At 69.0% G+C, this 21,989-nt stretch carries 18 protein-coding genes; 8 read left to right on the forward strand and 10 right to left on the reverse strand.

Features of this window, described 5'->3' with window-relative positions; translation table 11 throughout:
• Positions 1–223: 223 nt before the first annotated feature.
• Positions 224–1,747 carry an ABC1 kinase family protein gene (locus ACOJUJ_RS28630; RefSeq protein ID WP_420130346.1) on the forward strand — a complete coding sequence of 508 codons (1,524 nt, stop codon included), beginning with the start codon at positions 224–226 and terminating at the stop codon, positions 1,745–1,747.
• 217 nt (positions 1,748–1,964) lie between these two features.
• On the opposite strand, the gene ACOJUJ_RS28635 is transcribed toward ACOJUJ_RS28630, so the two are convergent.
• Positions 1,965–6,008 carry an HD domain-containing protein gene (locus tag ACOJUJ_RS28635; RefSeq protein WP_420130347.1) on the reverse strand — a complete coding sequence of 1,348 codons (4,044 nt, stop codon included), beginning with the start codon at positions 6,006–6,008 and terminating at the stop codon, positions 1,965–1,967.
• Positions 6,009–6,662: 654 nt separating this feature from the next.
• Here ACOJUJ_RS28635 and ACOJUJ_RS28640 point away from each other — a divergent pair.
• The 3 genes from ACOJUJ_RS28640 (at position 6,663) to ACOJUJ_RS28650 (ending at position 9,441) form a co-directional block, all read left to right on the forward strand.
• Positions 6,663–7,406 carry a hypothetical protein gene (locus tag ACOJUJ_RS28640; protein WP_420130348.1) on the forward strand — a complete coding sequence of 248 codons (744 nt, stop codon included), beginning with the start codon at positions 6,663–6,665 and terminating at the stop codon, positions 7,404–7,406.
• Between the two features lie 173 nt (positions 7,407–7,579).
• Entirely contained in the window at positions 7,580–8,467 is an 888-nt protein-coding gene (locus ACOJUJ_RS28645; protein ID WP_420130349.1) for an AraC family transcriptional regulator, read from the forward strand.
• A 50-nt stretch (positions 8,468–8,517) separates the two neighbouring features.
• Positions 8,518–9,441: an SDR family NAD(P)-dependent oxidoreductase gene (locus tag ACOJUJ_RS28650; RefSeq protein ID WP_420130350.1), complete on the forward strand. Its 924-nt coding sequence runs from the start codon at positions 8,518–8,520 to the stop codon at positions 9,439–9,441.
• Between the two features lie 811 nt (positions 9,442–10,252).
• Here the strand turns inward: ACOJUJ_RS28650 and ACOJUJ_RS28655 are convergent.
• From ACOJUJ_RS28655 to hutI, 5 genes are all read right to left on the reverse strand, one after another.
• Complete coding sequence (locus tag ACOJUJ_RS28655) at positions 10,253–10,789, reverse strand: SRPBCC family protein (RefSeq protein WP_420130351.1); 537 nt, start codon at positions 10,787–10,789, stop codon at positions 10,253–10,255.
• Positions 10,786–11,127, reverse strand: a complete 342-nt coding sequence (locus ACOJUJ_RS28660) for an ArsR/SmtB family transcription factor (protein ID WP_420130352.1) — start codon at positions 11,125–11,127, stop codon at positions 10,786–10,788. Before ACOJUJ_RS28660 ends, ACOJUJ_RS28655 begins: the two co-directional genes overlap by 4 nt.
• Before the next feature lie 308 nt (positions 11,128–11,435).
• A complete protein-coding gene (locus tag ACOJUJ_RS28665; RefSeq protein WP_420130353.1) occupies positions 11,436–12,407 on the reverse strand; it encodes a quinone oxidoreductase family protein in 972 nt (323 codons plus the stop codon).
• Between the two features lie 69 nt (positions 12,408–12,476).
• The gene (locus ACOJUJ_RS28670) at positions 12,477–12,878 is read right to left on the reverse strand and encodes a hypothetical protein (RefSeq protein ID WP_420130354.1); all 402 of its coding nucleotides are present in this window, start codon (positions 12,876–12,878) and stop codon (positions 12,477–12,479) included.
• 52 nt (positions 12,879–12,930) lie between these two features.
• On the reverse strand, positions 12,931–14,178 hold the full coding sequence (gene hutI / locus ACOJUJ_RS28675) for an imidazolonepropionase (protein ID WP_420130355.1): 1,248 nt from the start codon (positions 14,176–14,178) through the stop codon (positions 12,931–12,933).
• Between the two features lie 269 nt (positions 14,179–14,447).
• On the opposite strand from hutI, the gene ACOJUJ_RS28680 reads away from it, so the two are divergent.
• A complete protein-coding gene (locus tag ACOJUJ_RS28680) occupies positions 14,448–15,017 on the forward strand; it encodes a DUF5655 domain-containing protein (RefSeq protein WP_420130356.1) in 570 nt (189 codons plus the stop codon).
• A gap of 266 nt (positions 15,018–15,283) precedes the next feature.
• Here the strand turns inward: ACOJUJ_RS28680 and ACOJUJ_RS28685 are convergent, their stop codons facing one another.
• Entirely contained in the window at positions 15,284–16,510 is a 1,227-nt protein-coding gene (locus tag ACOJUJ_RS28685; RefSeq protein WP_420130357.1) for a hypothetical protein, read from the reverse strand.
• A gap of 108 nt (positions 16,511–16,618) precedes the next feature.
• The gene (locus ACOJUJ_RS28690) at positions 16,619–19,804 is read right to left on the reverse strand and encodes a PAS domain S-box protein (protein WP_420130358.1); all 3,186 of its coding nucleotides are present in this window, start codon (positions 19,802–19,804) and stop codon (positions 16,619–16,621) included.
• A gap of 144 nt (positions 19,805–19,948) precedes the next feature.
• On the opposite strand from ACOJUJ_RS28690, the gene ACOJUJ_RS28695 reads away from it, so the two are divergent.
• On the forward strand, positions 19,949–20,074 hold the full coding sequence (locus ACOJUJ_RS28695) for a hypothetical protein (protein ID WP_420130359.1): 126 nt from the start codon (positions 19,949–19,951) through the stop codon (positions 20,072–20,074).
• Between the two features lie 92 nt (positions 20,075–20,166).
• Positions 20,167–20,718, forward strand: coding sequence for a hypothetical protein (locus ACOJUJ_RS28700; RefSeq protein WP_420130360.1), 552 nt, complete (start codon positions 20,167–20,169; stop codon positions 20,716–20,718).
• 21 nt (positions 20,719–20,739) lie between these two features.
• Here the strand turns inward: ACOJUJ_RS28700 and ACOJUJ_RS28705 are convergent, their stop codons facing one another.
• Positions 20,740–20,991, reverse strand: a complete 252-nt coding sequence (locus ACOJUJ_RS28705; protein ID WP_420130361.1) for a hypothetical protein — start codon at positions 20,989–20,991, stop codon at positions 20,740–20,742.
• A 34-nt stretch (positions 20,992–21,025) separates the two neighbouring features.
• A complete protein-coding gene (locus ACOJUJ_RS28710; RefSeq protein ID WP_420130362.1) occupies positions 21,026–21,157 on the reverse strand; it encodes a hypothetical protein in 132 nt (43 codons plus the stop codon).
• 303 nt (positions 21,158–21,460) lie between these two features.
• On the opposite strand from ACOJUJ_RS28710, the gene ACOJUJ_RS28715 reads away from it, so the two are divergent.
• Positions 21,461–21,868, forward strand: a complete 408-nt coding sequence (locus ACOJUJ_RS28715; RefSeq protein WP_420130363.1) for an avidin/streptavidin family protein — start codon at positions 21,461–21,463, stop codon at positions 21,866–21,868.
• Positions 21,869–21,989: the final 121 nt, after the last annotated feature.

Below are 21,989 nucleotides of genomic sequence, written 5' to 3' on the forward strand. Positions count from 1 at the left end.
ACACCCTCACACCCTCACACCCTCACACCCTCACACCCTCACACCCTCACACCCTCACACCCTCACACCCTCACACCCTCACACCCTCACCCGTTCACCCGTTCACCTGAATCTTCTCCCCCCGCCGAACCGTTCAGGTGCGTGCGGGTACAGGAGCCCGCACGGACGGCAGGCGCGGAGCGGAAGCCCGCGCCTGCCCGTTTCTTTCGCACGGCCCATCACGATGCGCACCTTTCTGCTGATCTTCCGGCTGCTGCCCTTTGCGCTCTCGTTCGCGCGCGACCGGCGGCGCCTGCTGTTCTGGGGGGCGCCCGCGCGCCGCACGGAGGCGTTTCACCGCGCCCGCGCGCAGCGGCTGGCGCGCATGATCCCCACGCTGGGACCCACCTTCGTCAAGATCGGCCAGGTGTTCTCGGCGCGGCCCGACGTGGTGCCGGAGCCGTACCTTGCCTCGCTCAGCACGCTGACGGACCGGGTGCCGGTGGTGCCGTTCGCCCGCATCGAGCACGAGCTGGTGGCGGCGTACGGGGCGCCGGTGGACCAGGTGTTCGATGCGTTTGACCGCGAGCCGCTGGCGGCCGGCAGCCTGGGGCAGGTGTACCGCGCCCGCTACCGCGGCGAGGACGTGGTGGTCAAGGTGCTGCGCCCCGGCGTGGAGCCGGTCGTGGAGCACGACGTGGCGTTCGTGCGCATGGTGCTGCGCTTTGTGGAGCGGTGGTGGAGCCATCCGCAGCTGCGCGGCCTGCACGTGGTGATCGACGAGTTCGAGCGCCGCATCGCGGACGAGATGGACTTTCGCAAGGAAGCGACGTACGCCCGCGCCATCGGGCAGAAGTTCGCGGCCAACCCCCGCGTGATCGTGCCGCGGGTGATCGACGGGATGGTGCACCGCCGCACGCTGGTGCTGGAGTTCGTGGAAGGCACGCGGGTGGACCGCATCGACCCGCTGGTACGGATGGGCGTGGTGGACGCGGAGCGGGTGGTGGACGCGGTGGTAGAGGCCTACATCCAGATGATGCTGGTGGACGGCCTGTTTCACGCGGATCCGCATCCGGGGAACCTGCTGGTGCGGGCGGACGGGGCGCTGGTGCTGCTGGACTTCGGGATGGTGATCGAGGTGGATCCCGCGATGCGCCACCACCTGGTGCACACGGCGCTGGCGGCGGTGCGCGGCGACGCGGACAAGGTGGTGGACGGGTTCTTCAACCTGGGGATCGTGGCGCCCGAGACGGACCGCGAGACCATTCGCCGCCTCGTCGGCATCATCATGGAGCTTACGGAGCGCGGCGCCGAGCTGGGCGAGGTGCAGGCGGCGCTGGCGGACGAGGTGATGCACCTGCTGTACGACTGGCCGGTGGTGCTCACGGGCGAGATGACGTACTTCGGACGCGCCGTCGCGCTCATCGAGGGGCTGGGAGCGCACCACGTCCCCAACTTCAACCCGGTGACCTACGTGCGGCCGCTGCTGCTGAAGCACCGCACCGCCGTGCTGCGCGCGCTGGGCCCCACGGACGGCGAAACGGCGGACCTGGCGTTTGCGCTGGGGCTGCTGTCGCGCGACGTGATGCGCGTGGTGGGCAACGCCGGACGCGAGCTGCTGGGCGTGCTGGCGACGCGCATTCCGTCGGTGTTCAGCGCGTTCAGCCGGCCGGCGCCCGCCGCGGCGGTGCAGCCGGTGCCGGTGGTGGCGGCGCTCGGGGAGCCGGCGGCGGTGGCGGCGCTTCCCGCGGCCACGGCGGCGGAGTAAGCCGCGCTCCCCGCGGCGACGGCAGCGTACGCCGCGTCCCTCGCCAGTGGCGGCTAAAGCCGCGGGCTGGAACTGCCATAAGCCCCGTCTCCGCTCGCTAGCGCTCGCGGAACGGGGCTTCACCTTGTTGTACACAACGGCTTCAGGAAGCGCGGCGCGGAAACGGATCCTTACCTTTCAACGGCGGAGAATCCGACCGTCTACGCCGTGCCCCCCGCTATTCGTCCGCCGCCTCGGTTTGATGGTGTGGCCTGCGGGCCGCGGTGGGCGCATCCGGGTACCGCGAGCGATAGCCGTTCAGTGCGGCGCGGTGGATGGACTCCAGATCGGCGCGCACCTTGTTCGGGTGGTCGGGCGCCTCGCCAGCATGGATCCAGTCCCACACCGCGCCGATGACCAGGTCCAGCAGCGTGGCGCGCGCGTAGAGTGCGAGCCGCGCCTGCACGCCGCGGTCGACGATGGCCGGCACCGGTAGCTGGCGCTCGGTCGCCACGTCCAGTCGCGCCGGTGACGGGCCAAAGAGCATTGCCCAGTCCAGCGCGGGATCGCCGAGCGCCAGAGCGTCCCAATCCACCAGGTACCACCCGTCCTTTTCCGTGACCAGCAGGTTGGCGGGCGACAGGCCGCCGTGGGTAGGCGCGTCCGCCAGCTCCGCGAACGCCGGCGCGGCGGAGACCGCGGCCTCCAGCTCCGCGGCCTGCGCGCCCATCCACGCGCGAAGCTGTGCGGAGACAAAGGGCGGCGCGCTCTTCGAGACCTGCGCCAGTCGCCTTACAAAGCGCGCGTGAAAGGTGCGACGGTACACGTGGGCGCAGGTGGCGGGCGCTTCTTCGCGAAGGAGCGCCGCCAGCTCGCGGTCGCGGTGCAGACGCAGGATGCACAGCACCACTTCGTCGGACAGTGTGCCATCCAGCACCGCCGGCACCTTTCCGTCGATCCACGCCGACAACACGCCGGCGTACTCCGGCTCCGGCGTCTCGATCCACGCCATCGCGGCGGGTGCGTGGTACCGCCCGCGCATCAGGTCGCGGGCCGGCCAGAACCGGCGCAGACCCGCGCGCGCCTCCGGCTCGCGCACCAGCTTGAGGTGCAGCGACTTGTGCCCGTCCATCACGCGAAACGAGCCGTTGGCGCGGCTTGCCGGGTAGGGCACGTGCTCCAGGCGCAGCCGCGCCGCGGCCAGCCCCAGGTCGCCGGCCTGCCACGAGACGAGCTGGTGGAGGGTGGGCGTGAACTCGGGCGAAGCCGCGTGCCCGTCCACGGGGCCGGGTGCCCCCGGATGCCCCTCAAGGGCCGCCACGTCTTCGGCCAGGGCCCTGTAGGCGTGCGCCAGGGCGCCGCGGCGCTCCGGATCGCCAAAGGGGATCACCGCCGTGTCCGTAAGCTCCACCCACCGCTCGATGAACCGGCTGTTCAGCCGCTCCACCGGGCTGGTGAGCTCCACCTGCCGCGGCCACGGGGATGGGTGCGGAAGGCGGAGCGCGGCGGTGGGCGGAGCGTCTCCATCCGCGGTGGGCGACGCGTAGTACCACTCCGCCACGATGCCGGACCAGGGACCCTGCAGGTCGCCGTCCACGCGGGGCGCGTCGTGCGCAAGGCGCAGGTAGTCAATCACCGGGTCGGGCGTGTCGCCAAAGCGCCACACCACCCAGTCCTGGGTTCGCAACTCCACCGTGGCGCGGTTGCGGATGGTCTGCCATGCGTGGGGGCGAAACCCACGCTCCACGAACTGCGTGGGCATGAACAGCCGGGCCCCCACCAGGCGAAATTGCTCCAGAATGTCATTCACCGGCTGCCGGAAGGCGCGGTGCGGGTCACCCGAAAGCCGGCCCAGGAACTCTACCAGGTGGTCGTACACGTCGGGGAGAAGGGCCGTCGTCGTACAGACCGGCCGGGAAAGGCGTAGCGCGGGAAGCTGGGTGCGCCGGTCCGTGTGGGGCAGAATCACCACCTCGCGCGGCGCCGCCCGCTGAAAGTGCCAGGGGGTAAGGGGCGCCACGCCGTCCGGGGTAGAGAACCACAGCGCCGTCTGGTGCGCCTGCAGCCCGGGGTACTGGCCGGACTGGTAGCGGACGAACCATCTGGGATCGTAGCCCGGCCCCTGAGGCGCGTGCACCAGCAGAAAGGCCACAAAATCGCGCAGGACGCTGTCGACCAGCTCGCTCAGGAACGGAAGCGGCTCCGCCAGCGCGTTGCGCTGCAGCGTAAGCGGCAGCCGCCCGTCCGCGTCAAAGATGGACAGGTTGGGGGCCACCAGCCCCGGTCCGCCTTTCCACACCTTGATTTGCGCGAAGGCGGTCACCGCGGGGTCGTCCCTGCGCGGCCGCTGCCTGGTGACGTGGATCCCGTTGCAGCACAGGTATGGCGCGGGGCGGTGGCTCCAGTGCACCTCGCCCAGCCCGGCCACCTGCATGCGGCGCCACTCCGGCGGAAGCGCGGAGCCCGGCAACGGAAGCACGGGGCCAGGGTCCAGCTCGGTGACCGTGCCCCCGCGCACGATCCGCCGCGCCAGCCGGGGCTCCGCGAGGTGGTACCAATCCCAGAGCTCCGGCTGGCTCATCAGCGCCTGGCCCGTGGCGCGGGACAGGGGGATGGTGATGGTGGTTCCCACCGGCTGTCCGGAGGTGCGCCGCATCTCGATCACCTCGTCGGCCAGGCTTGCGGTAAACTCCACGCCTGCCTGCTCGCCCACGTAGCGCGTGGACACGTAGATACGTGGGCCCAGCAGGAACCCCGCGAGCGCGCCGATGCCGAAGCGCCCCAGCCGCAGCACCCGCGAGTGGCCGGTTTCGTCCTCGAACATCTTTCTCCATGCGGCGCTGCGGCGAAACGATGCGCCGGCGCGGAGAAAGTACCGGACCACCACGTCCGGCGTCATCCCGATCCCCGTGTCGCGCACCACCAGCGTGTATGCGCCCTCCTCTTCGGTGAGGACGATCTGCACGTCCGGCTGGTCTGGAGCGGGCGCCCCGGCGAGCGCCGGGTTGCGTTTGAGGTACTCCGTCCGCTCGCGAACGGCGTCGGCCGCGTTCTGGCACAGCTCCCGGACCCCCACTTCGGGCCGGTTGCCGTACAGGGGAATCACCAGCAGGTCCAGCAGCTCGGCGTCCGCGGCGGCGAAGCGGGCCTCCCTGGGAATGAAGCCAAACAGGTCCGGGCGGTCGTCCGCCTTTTCAAGGTTGGAGCGCACCCGGCGCAGCGTGAGCCCCAGCTGGGCTGGCCCCTCGGGGCCGAACCGGCCGAACACCTCGCCCAGCACCGCCCACGACACGTCCAGTTCCGCCTGGATCCCCGAAAGCCAGCGGCGCACGCGCAGAAACGTCGCCAGGCTGGCGGGCCGTGCCTCCACGTACAGCGCCTCAGGGTCGTAGTGAACCCCCGAGATCTCGGTGACGGCCGCGTGCGCCTCCCACTCCTGGCGCGACTCCGGGCTGTCCATGCGGTACGCCATCCGGTACTGCCCCGGAGCGCGGCCGGGGTGGATCTGCACGTAATCCGCGATGCGCAGCAGCGCCATCAGGTACACCACGTGAACGCCGCGCGACACCGGCAGCCGGTGCCGCGCCTGGACGTAGTCCACCATCACGCGCAGGGGAAGCCCGTGGCTGCGCGCGACGGCGCCCGCCATGTCCGCCAGGTCCGGGTCCCTGGTCTGCAGCCGCAACTGCTCCTCTTCCGGTCCTGGAAACCCCGACACGGCGATCTGGTGTGCCAGCCGTGCATGGTGGCGCCGCAGGAACTCGCCGATCAGCAGGTGGTCGCGCGTGGAAAGCTTCGTGGTGTGGCCCAGGTCCGGGATCCGGGCCGGCTCGTCGCCGTTGCCGAACACCCGGACCAGGGTTCGGCCGTCCCAACGCTGTGCCTCGGCAAGGTACTGGTCCCACAGCTCGCTCCAGGGCTGGTCGCCCAGCTCCGGCCAATCCGGCCCGCGGTTCCGCAGCAGGTCGACGAAGCCGTCTTCGCTCAGGTGCATGGCCGCGTCGTGCAGCAGCACCGCAAGGGTGAGCACGGCCAGGTCGTCGGCGGTCAGGATCTGCCACGACTGCTTGCTGATCAGCCACAGCGCCGTCTCCAGCGTTTCTTCCACGTGCGACGTGCCGTGGTCCGTGTACGCCGGAAAGAAGACCATCCGGTTGCGCTCGAAGAGCGGACTGAACTCGCGGATGGTGCCGGTGACGCATGCCCGCAGATCCTCCCGCAGCCGCTCCAGGATGGCCTGGGGGACCTGGATCTGCCTGGGCGAGCCTCTCGTGGGGTCCATGTTTGATCCGGAAGCCGGCGGGGCAGTGATGGGGGGCACGCAAGCGGACGGATATTCTAGATTCCTCCCGCGCTCGCAACAACCAGAATCGTCGTAGCCGGGGCCGCGCGACACGGATCCTGTGGGTGTTGGTCTGTCCGGCGGCCGGGACCCGGAACCCGCGCACACCCTGCGCACGCGTCGTCGTGTTCCCTTCTCGCGCCGCCTGATCCACCGGGACGCACAAAGAACCCGCCGCATCGAAGTCATCTTCGATGCGGTGGGTTTCGTACGCCCGGCGGCGTGATCGGCGGATCACGCCGCCGGGTGCGCTTCGCTGTCCAGGTGCGCCATCTGCTCCGGTGAATAGCGGTCGCCGGCGGCGGAGCCGGCGGGGGGAAGGTGAACGGGTGAACGGGTGAACGGGTGAACGGGTGAACGGGTGTGATGGTGTGATGGTGTGATGGTGTGATGGTGATTCTCAGCTGCACCGGTCGTTGGCAGAGAGGGCGGGGGAGGCGCGTTCTGATCGGGCACCTGAGGACGGATCGCCGGCGGCTGATGCGCGGCTGCGGATGGCGCTCTTTCGCACCCGTCGTCCGTGGCAGAGGCAGGCATCCGTGCGCGTTCCAGTCAGCCCCCCCGCAACGGAACACTCCTCTGCTGCCTGTCACGATGACTCCGCGCAGACTTCGATGGACGGCATTCGCCGTCGCGCTTGTGATACAGGTCGCGGCGATGCTCCTGTACGGCTACAGCACGCGCTGGTGCTTTTGCGCGATCACGACGGTGGAGCCGCCTCCGGAGCTATCGACGTTCGTGCTGCGCTTCCTGCATCTGGCGCTGCTGCCGATGACCTCCGTTCCCCGCTGGATCCCCCGCGGGCCGCTGCCCATTCCGGCGCTGTACGTCGTTGCGCTTTTCACCTGGTTCGTGGTCGTGCTGGCCCTGCTTAACGCCATAGTGTTCGCCGCGCGGGTGCGGGTGGGGCGGCGCATCCGGCTGGTGGGCCGCGAGCGCGTGCGGCCGGCGCACCTGCTGATCGGCGTCGGCATTCTGCTCGCCGTAGCGATGGCGGTCGGCGCGATGCAGCGCCGTGCCTGGCTGCGGGAGGCTGAGCAGGTCTTTGCCGCCACGATGGCCGCCACCGCCGGGGGCGGGCCGCCGCCGCCGGGCGTGGAGTTCTCGATGTACGCCATGGACGGGGACACTTCCTATGTGGCTACACCCGAAGGCCGGTACGAGAAGAGGGTCGAAGCACGCAGGGCCGGCGACCACTTTCTAGACCAGTTCGTGGTCCCGTACGAGTATGGCGGCATGCTGCGGTCCCAGTCGGGAGCGCTGTATTTCTTTACCGTCTCGTCCACGAAGGACGGGTGGAGCGTCTTCGTGCATCCCCCAATGTCCTCACGCCAATAGCGTCGGGGGCTGGGCGCTTCCCGCTCCTGCCTCTGCCGCACTTCGCCGGGTTGCGCCGCCAATCGCTCCAGTACGGCGTGGCGGACGGTGCCCTGGGTGTTCCCGTGGATGACGTCGCGGATTAGCTTTCACCGCAGCCGATTCGTCTGCTGATCTTGCCGAGCCGCGCGTTGATGGATTCCAACCCCGAACGGATGTACCTGCACACCGGCGAAGAGCCGCTGTTCTGGCAGCGGCCGGACGCGCCCGCCGGCGTGTACGGGTCGGCGGCGCCCCCGCCGGCGCTGCGGCCGTTCGTGGAGCGCATCCACTTTGGCCGCGAGTGGGTGGATCCCGCCCATCCCGTCGCGGAGCGGGTGCTTCCCGACGGCGGCGTGCACCTGATCCTGAACCTGGGCGATCCGCCGTCGGTGCCCGGGAGCGACGGGGCTGCGTCGGTGGCCGTAGGCGCGCGGTGCGAGCCGTCCATCATCCACATGGCGGGCCGGGTGGAGCACGTGACGGTGACGCTGCGCCCTGGGGGCGTGGCGGCGCTTCTGGGCATCCCCGCGGGTGAGCTGGCCGCGCGGGACGTGCCTCTGGACGCGCTCTGGGGCCCCCGCGCCGCCGAGGCCGTCGAGCGGCTGCGGCCCACGCCGCCCACGCTGCAGCGCGCCGCCGCGATGGAGGCCGTGCTGCTGGACGTGCTGGCCGCGCGCGCCGCACGCCCCGAGCCCGCCGCCGCCGAAGCCGTGCGGATGATCGAGCGGGCGCGCGGCCGCATCCGCGTGCGCGCGCTGGCCGCCGCGCTGGGCATCGGCGAGCGGCGGCTGGAGCAGATTTTTCACCGCCACGTGGGCCTTTCTCCCAAGGCCGTCTGCCGCATCGCCCGCTTTCGCTCGGTCGTGGCCCTGCTGCAGCGCGAGCCGGAGCGCGCCTGGTCTGACCTGGCCTACGAAGGTGGATTCTACGACCAGTCGCACCTGGTGAACGAGTTCCAGGCGCTGGCCGGCCTGGCCCCCGGCGAGTTCCGGGAGCGGGGGTGCGGATTTTTCCAAGACGCATCGGTCGATGTCGAATAGCTTTCCGCGGTGAGATCGTGCGAAGTCCATCAAGCCGCATGGGAAAGCAGATGACGCAGAACGAGATCGGGGGGGATGCGAGCCAGCCGCTGCGGGGACGTGTGGCCGTGGTGACGGGCGCCAGCCGCGGGGGAGGGCGGGGGATCGCGCTGGAGTTGGGAGCCGCCGGCGCGACCGTGTACGTCACCGGCCGCAGCACGCGCGCCGAACCGGCGCGCGGGTACGAGCGGATCATGCGGGAGTCGGAGCTGGCGTCGCTTCCCGGCACCATCGACGACACGGCGGACGAGGTGACGCGGCTGGGCGGCACCGGCATCGCCGTGCGCGTGGACCACACGCGCGAGGACGAGGTGCGCGGCCTGTTCGCCCGCGTGGAGCGCGATCACGGCGGGCTGGACCTGCTGGTGAACAACGCCTGGGGCGGGCACGAGGCGTTCAGCAAGGAGGCGTTCGGCGCGCCGTTCTGGGAGCAGGCGCTGGACCAGTGGGAGGCCATGTTCAACCGCGGTGTGCGCAACCACCTGGTTGCCAGCCGCATCGCCGCGCCGGTGTTCATCCGCCAGGGTCGCGGGCTGATCGTCACCACGTCGTACTGGGATCGCGGCAACTACCTGCGCGGCAACCTGTTCTACGACGTCGCCAAGGCGGCGATGAACCGGCTGGCGTTCGCCATGGCGGAGGAGCTGCGGCCGCACGGCGTGGCGTCGCTGGCCGTGGTGCCGGGGTGGATGCGCACGGAGTTCGTGCTGGCGTCGCAGAAGACGGACGAGGCGCACTGGCGCGACTTTCCCCAGTTCGCGCGCACCGAGTCGCCGCGCTATGTGGGCCGCGCCGTCGCCGCCCTGGCCGCCGATCCGCGGGTGATGGCCAGGAGCGGCGGCGTGCACCGCGTCGGCGACCTGGCCGTGGAATACGGCTTTACCGACGTCGACGGCCGCCTCATCCCGCCGTACGAGCTAGGCGAGCACGACTGACGCAGCCAGTTTCGCTGGATACGAAAGCCGCGAACCTCTCGAGTCCGCGGCTTTCGTGCATTTCCCAACGGAGGCCCAGTGTCATCCTGAGGGAGCGCGCGCTTGTAACCTGCACAACCACATAAGCTTGCGCGCGACCGAAGGATCTCTGCCGGGTCGCGCGGGGCCCAGCCCTCGGGAGCCGTCCACTGTCGTTCTGAGAGAGTGTTGCCAAACTCACCTGCTCCCTACGGGAGCACACTGTCATCCTGAGGGAGCGCACGCCGGTAACCTGCAGAACCACAGAAGCTTGCGCGCGACCGAAGGATCTCTGTCGGGTCGCACGGGACCCAGCCCTCGGGAGCCGTTCAAGCTCCCTTGGGGAGCCTGAGTAGGGCAGGGTTTGAGGCGCTTCGGATAGAGATCCTTCGGTCGGCGCACGGGCTGCCGCGCGTCACCGACAGTTCCGGGGGGCGCCTCTCTCAGGATGACAGGTGGGGTCGGGCGGGGGGGGCTGAGAGGGCATTGCCAAACCTCACCTGCTCCCCACGGGAGCACACTGTCATCCTGAGGGAGCGCACGCCCGTAACCTGCAGAACCACAGAAGTTTGCGCGCGACCGAAGGATCTCTGTCGGGTCGCGCGAGGCCCAGCCCCAAGAGCGGTTCAGGTCCCTCAGTCAGGCAGACAAGGTCCTTCGGTCGGCGCCAACTCCCTTGGGCAAAAGCGGTTTGCGGAGCGGCGCCTCCCTCAGGATGACTGATCGCGCGGCAGGTTCAGCCACTCCCCTCAGTCCCGGGAAATCATCGCTTTCGCGCGATCGGCGATTCCGATCAGCCCACGGCCGCTGCGGCGGGCGCGTCCGCATCTTCCCGCAGCAGGTCCTCCATGCGGTCGTAAGACACCTGCATCCCGCTCTCCATTCCGGTGGCCAGCACCATGTCGCGAACCTCGCGGCTGGGGTGGTGCACCAGCACCTTCATGGTCGTCACGCCGTCCACCTCTTCCAGCGTCATGGTGTTGACGGCGTAGTCCTCGGGCCTGGGATCCGGCACGCCCTCGAACATCTCGGTGTTCACCAGGCGGTGTGGCGGCGCAATCTCGCGGTACTCGCCGTTGAAGCCGATCTCCATCTCCCCCTCGCGCACCACGTAGCGCCACTGCCCGCCCACGCGCAGGTCGATCTCGCACACCAGCCACTCCGACGTGGGAAATCCCCACCAGCGCCTGACCAGCTCCGGCGTGGTGAACGCCTTGAAGACCAGCCGCGCCGGCGCGTCGAACTGGCGGGTGATCAGGTAGTCGGTGTCCGACGGCAGGGTGATGACGGCGGAACCGTGGCGGTTGCGGAGCGCGGTGTTGCTGGTCATGGGTCCTTCTCCTCGGTTTGGAGTTCGGCAAGCAGGTCGTCGAGCTGGTCCAGCCGCACGTTCCAGGAGCGCTCGAAGGTGCGCACCCAGTCGTGGATGGGTTTGAGCGCCGGCCCGTTCACCCGGTACCAGCGATGGCGCCCCTCCGCGCGAACCAGCACCAGGCCCACCTCGCGCAGCACGGCCAGGTGCTTGGACACCTGCGGCTGGGTAAGGCCGAGCCGGTCCACCAGCTCGCCGACCGTAGCCTCCCCGGTGCCCAGTGCATCCAGGAGGTCGCGTCGGCTCGCTTCGGCGACGGCGTTGAACGCATCGGATGTCGTCGGTGTGCGAGCCATGGGATCAATGATATATGCTTATATCGGAATATGTCAAGCGTCCCGCGTGAGAGGCTTGCTGCAAGGTGGTGAGATGCTACGGGAAGTCGTTCGACGACGCGCTTTTCAGCCCCCGCGCGCCGGTAGCCGAGCGCGGCATCAACCGTATGCGGTTGATTCATCGCGAGGATCGCTGGTGGATCGCGATCCAGGTGTTCGACAGCGAACCCCGGCTCGCCAAACGAGCAAAGCCGCGCCTCACGACCGGCGCGGCTCCTTCGAGAATCATCGGCAGCCGTGGGCGACCGCCCGTGGCTGCCGTTCCTGGATCAGTCTACCCGCAGCGCGAGTTTGCCCAGGTAGTGCTCGTCCAGCGCGCGGTGGGCGTCGGCGGCCTGCGCCAGGGGGAAGGTACGGGCGACGTGCACCTCGAACGGGCCTTTCTCGATCAGCCGGTTCAGGCGGTCGATGACGTCGGGGTCCGGCTCGCCGTTGAAGGTGTGGAGCGGAATCCCGTCCGGCGCCGTGGGCGCCGGCTCCACGCCGTTGGGGTACGCGGCGCGCCCGCCGGCGCGTAGTGCGCGCAGCGCGTCATTCGCCGCGGGGCCGCCGGCGGTGAGCAGCGCGGTGTCGATGCCGTCCGGCCCAAATGCACGCGCGGCGGCAAGCACGTCGTCCGCGCGGCCGTCGACGGCCGCGTCCGCGCCCACGCGCTTCGCCAGCGCCACGCCGTCCGCGCCCGAGGCAACGGCGAACACGCGCGCGCCCATCCGCTTGGCCAGCTGCACCGCGGCGTGCCCCACGCCGCCGCCCGCACCAAAAACCAGCACCGACTCACCCGGCTGCACCTTCAGTGTGTCGTCCAGACCGCGCAGCGCCGTCAGCCCGATGCCGCCCAGCCCCGACGCCTGCTCCGCCGTCAGCGCGCCGGGGATCCGCGAGACGAACTGGGCCGGCACGGCCACGTACTCCGCGTAGAAGCCGGTGCCCGGGATCAGGAAGCCCACCGCGTAGACCGGCTCGCCCGGCGCAAAGCCGCGGACGTTCGCACCTGCGGCGACGACCGTTCCCGCGCCCTCGGAGCCGAGCGTGTAGGGAAAGCTCGGCGTCTCGCCCGTCATCTCCGCGTATCCGCCCTCGCGCTCAAACGGGTCCCACTCGCCCACGCCGGCGAACTCCAGGCGGATGAGCACGTCGTCCGGCCCGGGCCGCGGCACCGGAAGCGTCATCCGCTTCATCTCCTCCACGCCGCCAAAGCGGTCGATGGCGATTGCCTGCATCGTCTCTGGAATCCCCGTCATCCTCCGCCCCCATCCTTTTCCCGGTGAAGTGCAGCGCGCCACGCACAGGGTCAGGCCCGCGCGCGAAAATCACACCGTGTGTTCCCGCGAGGGGTGCAGGTAGCCGGCCGCACGCGCCTGTTCCACCAGATCCGCGAACAGATCCAGGTCCATGTGTGGAGAAAACTGGCCATACTTCAGTGGTCGTGGATCCCCGGCCTTGTGGTGCCAGTACGGAAGCCACGCCGACTGGCCGCCATCGGGCGTTTGCGTGATCACCAGGAAGGGGATGAAAACCACCGTCTGGCCTTTATCCTCCCACTGCACCCTCCGGCGGGGCATGAAGGCGTCCACCACGAAGCACTCGTGGCCTCCCGCACCCAACGCGAAAGCAAAGATCAGCCGCAGGCGCACCTCTCCCGCATCGCATTGCGTGCAGGTGTGGCGATTTCCGGCCGCGATCCGGCTGAGTTCGGCAAACAGCGTGTCCATGCCCGGCTCGTGGCGGCACCCGGGGCACTCCAGCCAGCGGGTAGTCGCCATGTCACACCACCCGCTCGCCCGCCTTCCACACGCCCTCGATGATGGGCGCGGCGAGGCGGTAGGGGATCTCGGCGGCGGAGGACGCGCGCCAGAGGACCAGGTCGCCGGGGGCGCCGGGGGCCAGGGTGCCGCGGCCGTCCGTCAGCTCCAGCGCGGCGGCGCCGCCGGCGGTGGCGGCGCGAAGGGACTCGGCGGGGCTCATCCCCATGCGGCTGCAGCCGGCCGTGAGGATAAAGTGCATGGACGGCGTGGGCGAGCTGCCGGGGTTGAAGTCCGTGGCCAGCGCGACCGTGGCGCCGGCGTCCAGCAGCGCGCGTCCCGGCGCCCACCGCGGCCGGCCCAGAAAGAAGAGCGTCCCCGGCAGCAGCGTGGCCACGGTGGATGACGCCGCCAGCGCGGCGATGCCGGCCTCGCTGATGTCACCCAGGTGGTCGGCGGACGCGGCGCCCAGCTCCGCCGCCAGCTCCGCCCCGCCGCTCCCCTCCAGCTCGTCCGCGTGCAGCTTGGGCCGCAGCCCGTGCGCCAGCCCCGCGCGAAGGATGCGCTCCGTCTCGTCGCGCCCGAACACGCCCGGCTCCATGAACACGTCGCAAAAGCGCGCCAGCCCCGCCTCCGCTACCGCCGGGATCATCTCCTCCACCAGCAGGTCCACGTACGCCGCGCGGTTGTCGCGGTACTCGGGCGGCACCTCGTGGCCGCCCAGAAAGGTGGGGATCAGCTCGATGGGCTGCAGGTCGTTCAGGCGGCGGATGGCGCGCAGCGTCTTGATCTCGGACTCCGTCGACAGGCCGTAGCCGCTCTTGACCTCCGCCGTCGTGGTGCCGCCGCGCAGCATCTCGTCCAGCCGCGGCAGCGCCATCTCCACCAGCTCGTCCTCGCCGCGGCCCCGCAGATCGCGTACGCTGGCGTTGATGCCGCCGCCGCGCCGCGCGATCTCCATGTACGGCACGCCCGTGCAGCGCAGCGCGTATTCCTCCACGCGGTAGCGGCCAAAGACGGCGTGCGTGTGGCTGTCGACGAAGCCCGGCGTGAGCGTTCTGCCCGCGCAGTTCACCCGCTCCAGGTGTGGATGCTGGGCCAGCACGTCGTCCTGCGGGCCCAACGCCTCCACCACGCCGTTCACCACCGCGACGGCCACGCCGTGCAGCACGCCCGCGGGATCGGCGTTCTCGGACGCGCGGGCGGGCCCGGTGCACACCGCGACTTCGGCGGCGTTGATGAAGACGGCGGAGCGGGGCAGGGTGGTCATCGGCTCGATCGGGCGTTGGTGGATGCGCGGCTGCCGACATTCTGCGGCTGACGATCCACCGCCGTCAAACGGGGTGCGATCCAGGAACGCCCTCAGCGCGTAACCGAATGCAGGTGACAGAGGAGCACACGGAGGCGCGGAGTCGCGGAGGCCACGGAGAGCCTTCTCCGCGCCTCCGCGCGAACGCCGTTCTTGCCCCTTGTCGCCGGGCGTGGGTAGCTTGGCCCAGCGGCTACCTTTCTCCGGAACGGCTTGATGAAGAGGTGCAGATGAGCACTCCCGAACAGGCGCTCGCCACGCAGTTGCGAAACATCGAAGGGAAGACGGGGAAGGATCTGGCCGCGTTGCGGGCCGCGGTCGCCGGGTCCGGCAAAACGAAGCACGGCGAGGTACGGGCGTGGCTGATGGAGACGTACGGGCTGGGCTACGGCGACGCCAACACGCTCACCCACTTCACCTCGGGCAGCAAGGGCACCGCCCCCGGGGCCGATGATGGCGCCGCCGACCCGCTGGCCGACATCTACACGGGCAAGAAGGCGCACCTCCGTTCCGTCCACGACGCCGTGATGGCGGCCATCCAGCCGTGGGGCGACTTCGAGGTGGCGCCGAAGAAAGCGTACGTCGCGCTGCGCCGCAAAAAGCAGTTCGCCATGCTGGGCCCCAAAACCGCCGACCGCGCCGAGCTGGGCATCAACCTCAAGGACGACGTGGCCAGCGAGCGCATCGTGGCGCAGAAGCCCGGCGGCATGTGCCAGTACGCCGTCGCCCTCATGGGCCCGGACGACCTCGACGCCGAGGTCCTCTCCGTCCTCCGCCGCGCCTACGACGCCGCCGGCTGAGCAGCGCGCGATAGCGCGATGCTCACGAGCGTTGCGCCCGACCGCGCTGCTCACCCTCTCCCACCGGCGGCCCACCTGTCATCCTGAGGGAGCGCACCACGTGCAACCAGAAGTCACACAAGGGTTTGCGCGCGACCGAAGGATCTTTGTCGGATGGCGCGAGGCCCAGCCCTCGGGAGCCGTTCAAGGCCTTGATCCCAAACCAGCAGCCCCGCCGAGATGACCTCGGCGGGGCTGCTGGTCTTGCATCCGTCGAAATCGGGCGTTCAGCGTTCCTGCATCCCGGCTCCGGCAAGGCAGGCGCGGACGTAGGCGGCTTCTACCTGCCGGCAGGCGGCGCGCACCGGCTCCGGATCGGTGTGCGCCAGCGTAAGCCGCGCGCCGATCATCTCGTAGCAGCGCGGCTTGGACTCGCCCGGCACCTGGCGGCAGAAGTCGATCCCCGGCTCGATGCGCCAGTCCAGGTCCGTGAAGTACTCCACACCGCCCATCAGGCAGTCCGTCACGCGGGCGGGGTCGCCCTGCCTGCACGCTTCCATCATCTTGCCCACGTCGCCAAAGCTGACGCCCAGCATCTGCTTGCCGAATCCCTGGTAGCAGTCGCGCACGGCATCTGCCGGGGCCGTGTCGCAGCCGCGGAGCGCGCGGGGGTAGTTGGGCCAGCTCATCGACATCAGCACCATCGACTGGTACGCCCAGCACGAGCGCTGGTGGCCCGCATCCACCCCGCTGCACAATTGCTCGCGCTCCCTCCGCGCGCCCACCTTGGCCATCGCGCGCCCGGCGCCGTCCTGCTTGTCGGCGGCGGAGAGGGTGCGCGCGGCGGCGTGATCCTGGTGCCCCTCCGCCCCGTGCGCGTGGCCGATCCCCGGCCCGCCGCCCACGTTGATGGACGTGGCTCCGATGGCGCGGATCGCCCGTTCCATGAAGATGCCGTCCTGGCATTCCCGCCGGGGCTGGTCCGCCTGCAGCCCGTCGCAAACGTCTAGCGCCTGCCTGAAGTTGCCCGCGTGGTGCACCATCAGGCCGTGTCCCAGCCCGTGCCAGCACTCCATCCGCTCGAACCCGCGGGCGACCTGCTGCCCCGTGCACACGTTCCCCACCGACGCGCGGTCGATGCTTCCGCCCTGCAGAAAGTAGCCTTCCAGCACGCCGTGAAAGCACCCGGACTGGAAGCGCGGCGTGCACCCCGCCAGCACGGCAAGGTCCTTTCGCTGCTCCATGGCGTACCGGCCGACGGCGTGCGCCAGCTGGTGCCCCTTGCCGCGGATCGACGGGTCCCGCGCGGCCAGCCGCTCCAGGCTGTCCAGCGCCGCGCGCGGCCCCCGGTCGCGCGCCGTCAGGAACACGGACGCCACGTTCAGGTCGCGCTCCGTGACCCGCGCCCAGTCCACCCCCGGCTCCGCACCCGCCTGCGCCGCGAGCGGCATCGCTCCGGCGAGCGTCATCAGCAATCCCAGGATGGCGGCGCGTACGGCCTTGCACTTCATCATCGGCATCTCCGCTCAGGTGACACGGGGGAGCGAGCGTGGTTGCCGTAATTTACATCCGAAAAAGATTGTGCAAAGGGGGGAGGGGTCTGCTTCGGGGAGGAGCATCAGCTACTCCGGCCGCGCCGGCGGAAGCCAGAGCGTGAAGGTGGAGCCGTGGCCGGGCTCGCTCTCCACCGTCAGATCGCCGCCCATGAGGCGGGCGATGCGGCGGCTGATGGCGAGGCCCACGCCGGCGCCCTGCTGCGCCTCTGGATCCAGCCGGGTGAACTCCTGAAAGATGGACTCCCGCTTGTCCGCCGGAATGCCCGGCCCGGTGTCGGCCACGCGGACGGCCACGCACGGGCCCGGCCGGGGACCGTTGCCGGTCGGCGGAAGCTCCGCGGAAACCGTCACCTGCCCGTTGGGCGCGTACTTGACCGCGTTGGAGAGCAGGTTGGCCAGGATCTGCCGCATCCGTGTGGGATCCGTCTCGGCGTGCAGCCCCACCGGCCCGCGGACGTCGACGTCCAGGCCGGCGGCGGCCGCCTGCGCGCGAAAGTCGTCGGCGACCTCGCGCGCGGCCTGCATCACGTCCGTCGCCGCGCAGTGGATCTCGATCTGCCCCGACTCGGCACGGGCCAGCTCCAGCAGGTCGTTGATCAGCCGCAGCGAAACGCGCAGCGAGCGGCGGATGCGGCCAATGCTGTCGCGCTGCGTGTCGGAGAGATCCCCGTAGATCCCGTCCTCCAGCAGCTGCGCGTATCCGTCCGCCGCGCCCAGCGGGTTCTTTACGTCGTGCGAGAACCCCCGCATCAGCCGCGTGCGGCTCTCCGTGACCCGCTCCAGCTCCTCGCGCCGCCGCTCGGCTTCGGCGCGCGCCTCCTGCTCGGCGCGCAGCAGCTCCTCGCGCTCGGCCGATGCCTCGATCTCCGCCGTGACGTCGGTGTTGGTGCCGAACCACCGCACCACCTTTCCCTCGTCATCCCGGATGGGCACCGCGCGGGAAAGGAACCAGCGGTACTCGCCGGTTCGGCTCCGCAGCGGAAAGGTATCCTCCCACGGCTCGCCCGTCTCGAACGAACGCCGGATCCCCGCCACCACGCGGTCCACGTGCGCGGGATGATGGACCTTCCGCCATCCCCATCCCTGCATCTCGTCCAGCGTGGTGCCGGTGTACTCGTGCCAGCGCTCGTTGTACCAGAAGATCCAGCCGTCGGGGTCCGCCATCCAGGCCAGCTGGGGGATGCTGTTGCCCAGCGCGCGAAAGCGCTCCTCGCTCTCCCGCAGCGCCTGTTCGGCCTGCTTTCGCTGCGTGACGTTGCTGAAGTAGACGGAAAGGCCGTCGGAGGTGGGGTAGGCGCGGACGTCGAACCAGGCATCGAGCGGCGCGAAGTATTCCTCGAACTGGACCGTCGTCTGCTCCTGCACCGCCCGGTGATACTCGCGCTCGAAGGTGGCGCCGACCGCCTCGGGAAACTCGTTCCACACCACGCGGCCCAAAAGCTCCTCGCGTGAGCGCTGGAGCAGACGCTCCGCCTCGTGGTTCACGTAGGTAAAGCGCCACTCCCGGTTCACCGCGAAGAACGCGTCGGTGATGCTCTCCAGGATGGTGGTAACCTGCTCCCGCGCCTCCCGCTCCGTGCGCAGCAGCCGCTCGCGGTCCTCGTCCAGCCGCTTGCGGTCGGAGATGTCGGTGAGCGTGCCGAACCAGCCGGCGATGGCGCCGTTCTCGTCGCGCTGTGGCGCCGCCTGGCCCCAGAACCAGCAGTAGTTCCCGTCTACGTTGCGGAACCGGTATTCGATGGAGTACCGCTCCCCCGTTCGCAGCGAGTGCTGCCAGCGCTCGATGGTGCGCTCCCGGTCGTCGGGATGGATGTACTGCAGCCAGCCCTCGCCCTGTGTTTTTTCCAGCGTGGTGCCGGTAAAGTCGTACCAGCGGCGGTTGAAGTAGCGGTGGTAGCCGTGGGCGTCCGTGGTCCAGATGTACTGCGGGATGAGGTCGGCCAGCAGACGGTAGCGCTCCTCGCTTTCGCGCAGCTGCTCCTCCGCGCGCCGGCGGGCGGTCACGTCGCGAAAGAAGATGGAGAGGCCGTCGGCCGAAGGATACGCGTGGACCTCCGTCCAGATCCCCAGCGCGGCGGAATAGTCCTCGAACGCGGCCGTCACCTGCTCCGCCATCGCCCGCTGGTACTGCACGCCGGTCGCGGACCCGACCGCTTCGGGGAATACCTCCCAGATGGTCCGCCCCAGGAGTTCCGCGCGTGGCTTGTGGAGAAGCCGCTCCGCCTCGCGGTTCACGTACGTGTAGCGCCACTCCCGATCCACCGCCACGAACGCGTCGGTAATGCTCTCCAGCAGGGCTTCGATCTCTCTGCGCGCCCGCGCCTCCTCCTCGCGCGCCGCCGTCTCGCGCGCCAGGCGCAGCGCCGTCTCCTCCGCCTGCCGCCGTCCGGTGATGTCGCGCTGCACGGAGGTGAAGTGGACCACGCGGCCGTCCTCGTCCAGCACGGGCGCGATGCTCACTTCCGCCCAGATCGGCGTGCCGTCCTTGCGATGGTGAAGCAGCTCGGCGCGCACGGGCTCCCGCCGCTGCAGAGCCGTGCGGATGCGCCCCACCGTCTCCGAGTCCGACTCCGCGCCCAGCAGCATTCGCGTCGGCTTGCCGACGGCCTCGCCGGGCGTGAACCCCGTCATCCGCGTGAACGCCGCGTTGACGTAGACGATGCAGGGGCCCGCGCCGTCCAGCGGCTCCGGCTCGGTGACCATCACCGCGTCGTTGGCGGTGGTCACCACGTTTTCAAGAATGCGCAGCCGGCTTTCCGAGCGCACCTGCCCGGTGACGTCCTCCACCCGGTGGATGATGTAGATGAGCTCGCCGCGATCATCGAAGACGGGCGAGTTCAGCGGGTCCCAGTACCGCTCCTCGAACGTGCCGGCGGGGGTGCGGATGTCGTACTTCTGCAGCGCCATCCGGTGCGGCTTTCCCGTCCGGATCACCTCGTGCAGCGACGCCTGCAGGTTGCGCACCCCCGAGGCCGCGGGATCGTCCGGGTTGTCGGGAAAAATCTCGAACAGGGGATGGCCGATGACGTCCTCGCGCCGGCTGAGCGTGGCGCGCAGCCGCGCCTCGTTGGCCGCCACCATGGTGAAGCGCGGCGGATCCGGCGCCAGCAGCAGGTACGCGTCCGGCGCCGACTCGAACACCGCCCAGAAGTTCGCCCCGTGTGCCGCGGGATGCGCCTCGGCGGCGTGCCCGTCCTGCTCCGGCGCGAAATCGTCCGCCTGCGTTGGATCACCGATGTCCGACTTCGCCATCTGCCTGCCTTTCGGAAAGGCGCCGCGGGCGTAAAGGCCCGTCCAGAGCGCGCCCCGCGTGGCGCGGCAACATCCGCACCGTGATGGGATGTTTGCTACAGGACGAGCACACACGCTTGATGGACATGATGGAAGAGAGCAGCAATGGTTGCAGCTTCGTTCAGCGAAGCGCAGTTGAAAGACGTGCTCAAGGCGGCGCTCATCGAGGTGCTGGAAGAGCGTCCCGTCTCTGGTTGTGAGCCACTTCCCAGCAAGCAGACCAAACTATGAGGCGACGCAAACAACTAAAATCCTTTTGAATCCCGATCCCACCCTGTATACTGACTCATCCAGTTCCGATTCCTTATCAATTGTTTGTGCTTATGAATTCCCCTCTTGTTCAGATTGCAGCAGCCTTCCTGGTTGCCATCAGTGCTTGTGCCTCGTTGATTTTAGGTGCAAACGCAAAGCACGATCGTATCTCACGGCTGTTTCGGGCAACATGCTCCGAGTGGCGCACCGCCACGCCTGAGCGCCGGCACAACCTGCAGAAGCAGGGCGAACACTTCTTGAAACGATATCGTATCATGCAGGTAGTTCAAATTCGATTGTTCTCTGCAATTCGTAGTTTCGTATGCGCAATCTTCTTCTTCGTGTTCTTTGGTATTGCTACCAGTGCTGAACTCCGATCAACAGTTGGGCCAGCTCACCAGTCAATGATCCTGCAAATCTCGATCGTTTTCGGATTGGCTATAGCTCTATTCTTCATTCACGGAGTGACTCTGATGGTAGTTGCCTCGGGACAGCAACTCGCGGAGCTTCGGGACTCACATCGTACCCTCGAGTCCGAAGCCGACGATATGCTGCCTTCCGCTCACAAGTCGGCGGCTCAGCAACAGGTGTTGCCGTATAAGGTCGTTGCGGAGCCGCACTGAGTGGGTTAAACATACGCACCGCTAATCGTTAGCGGGCGGATGACTGCGGCTCTGCGCCTCAATATTAGAGCAGAGTTCGACTGCCGCTAAGTCGAGATCATACAACACAAGCCACGGCTGAGCGGGCTCGCGGCTATTGATCTTCTCCTTCGCCGCCTGAGTCTCAGCTGTCGTCTTCGTTCTCCGCCAATCCCTGTGCTGCAGCAAGCCGTTGCTCTCGGCCCAGGCGCCGGAGGCGGCGCGGGCGGTGCGCAGGGCGTCGGCAAACTCCAACACGGCTCCGGGGACCTGCGGGTCCATCGCGAGCTCATCGATGCTGGTGCAGCGGTTGAGCTTGATGGTGGGCGTGGCCCAGCGCCTCGAAGACGCCGCAACGGTTCGTCAGCATCTCCAGCAGCCGCATGGGCGAGGCGGGGACGCCGGTATGGCTGGTGCGCATCATGCGCGAGCCTACGTCCGCGCTCGGAGTGGGAGCGGAGCCTGCCGATGTGCGGGATGGCGCATGCCGAATCTCCTCTTGGTCGCGCGGCAGGCACACCACGTCGCCTATGCTGTGGCGGTCAAGAGGTCAGACACACCAGTTCGTCCGCGGCGTCGCACACGTTCAGACTGGCGCGTGCGGCCACATGCCGCCCCCAATGAGAAAATTCTGTTGAAAAGAAGTGCGGATTGACGTATTCTCAGTGGTGCGGACGTGCTGAGTCCGTTGAGCGACTCAATTTCTTCTCATCGGGAGGTAACAATGGCAATCGACGGAATGTGGTACAACGAGCTTGGATCGCTGCTCACCATCACATCCAGCGGGACCACAATCAGCGGAACCTATCAGACCGCGGTAGGGAATGCGCAGGGCATTTACAACCTCACTGGTTACATCAACGCAGATACGAATCCCTCCGTCGGATGGGTGGTGCTCTGGAGCAACGAGTATGGAGACAGCAACAGCCTGACCACCTGGGCGGGACAGTACTACGATGCCGACGGCTCAGAAGTCATCATTACCATGTGGCTGCTGCGCAGCGAAGAACCGCAGCAGCAGAACTGGCAGTCCACGCTGGTGGGCGAAGATGTATTTTACCGCTCACAGGAGCAGGCGAAGAGCAGCGGTATCACCGCCAACCTGCGGCGGCCTGCGCATCCGGTGAGCTGATCCGCAAGCGGACGCTCTCGATTGCCGCTGCCGTTCTCGCCTCGTACCGTGATGAGGGCCCAGCCGGCGCACTGCCTCGCGCGCGGCGGCGGTAAGCGGCCAGGCACACCCGATAAGGTGC

This window comes from Longimicrobium sp., from assembly GCF_048594345.1.
In the GTDB taxonomy this organism is placed as follows: Bacteria; Gemmatimonadota; Gemmatimonadetes; order Longimicrobiales; family Longimicrobiaceae; genus Longimicrobium.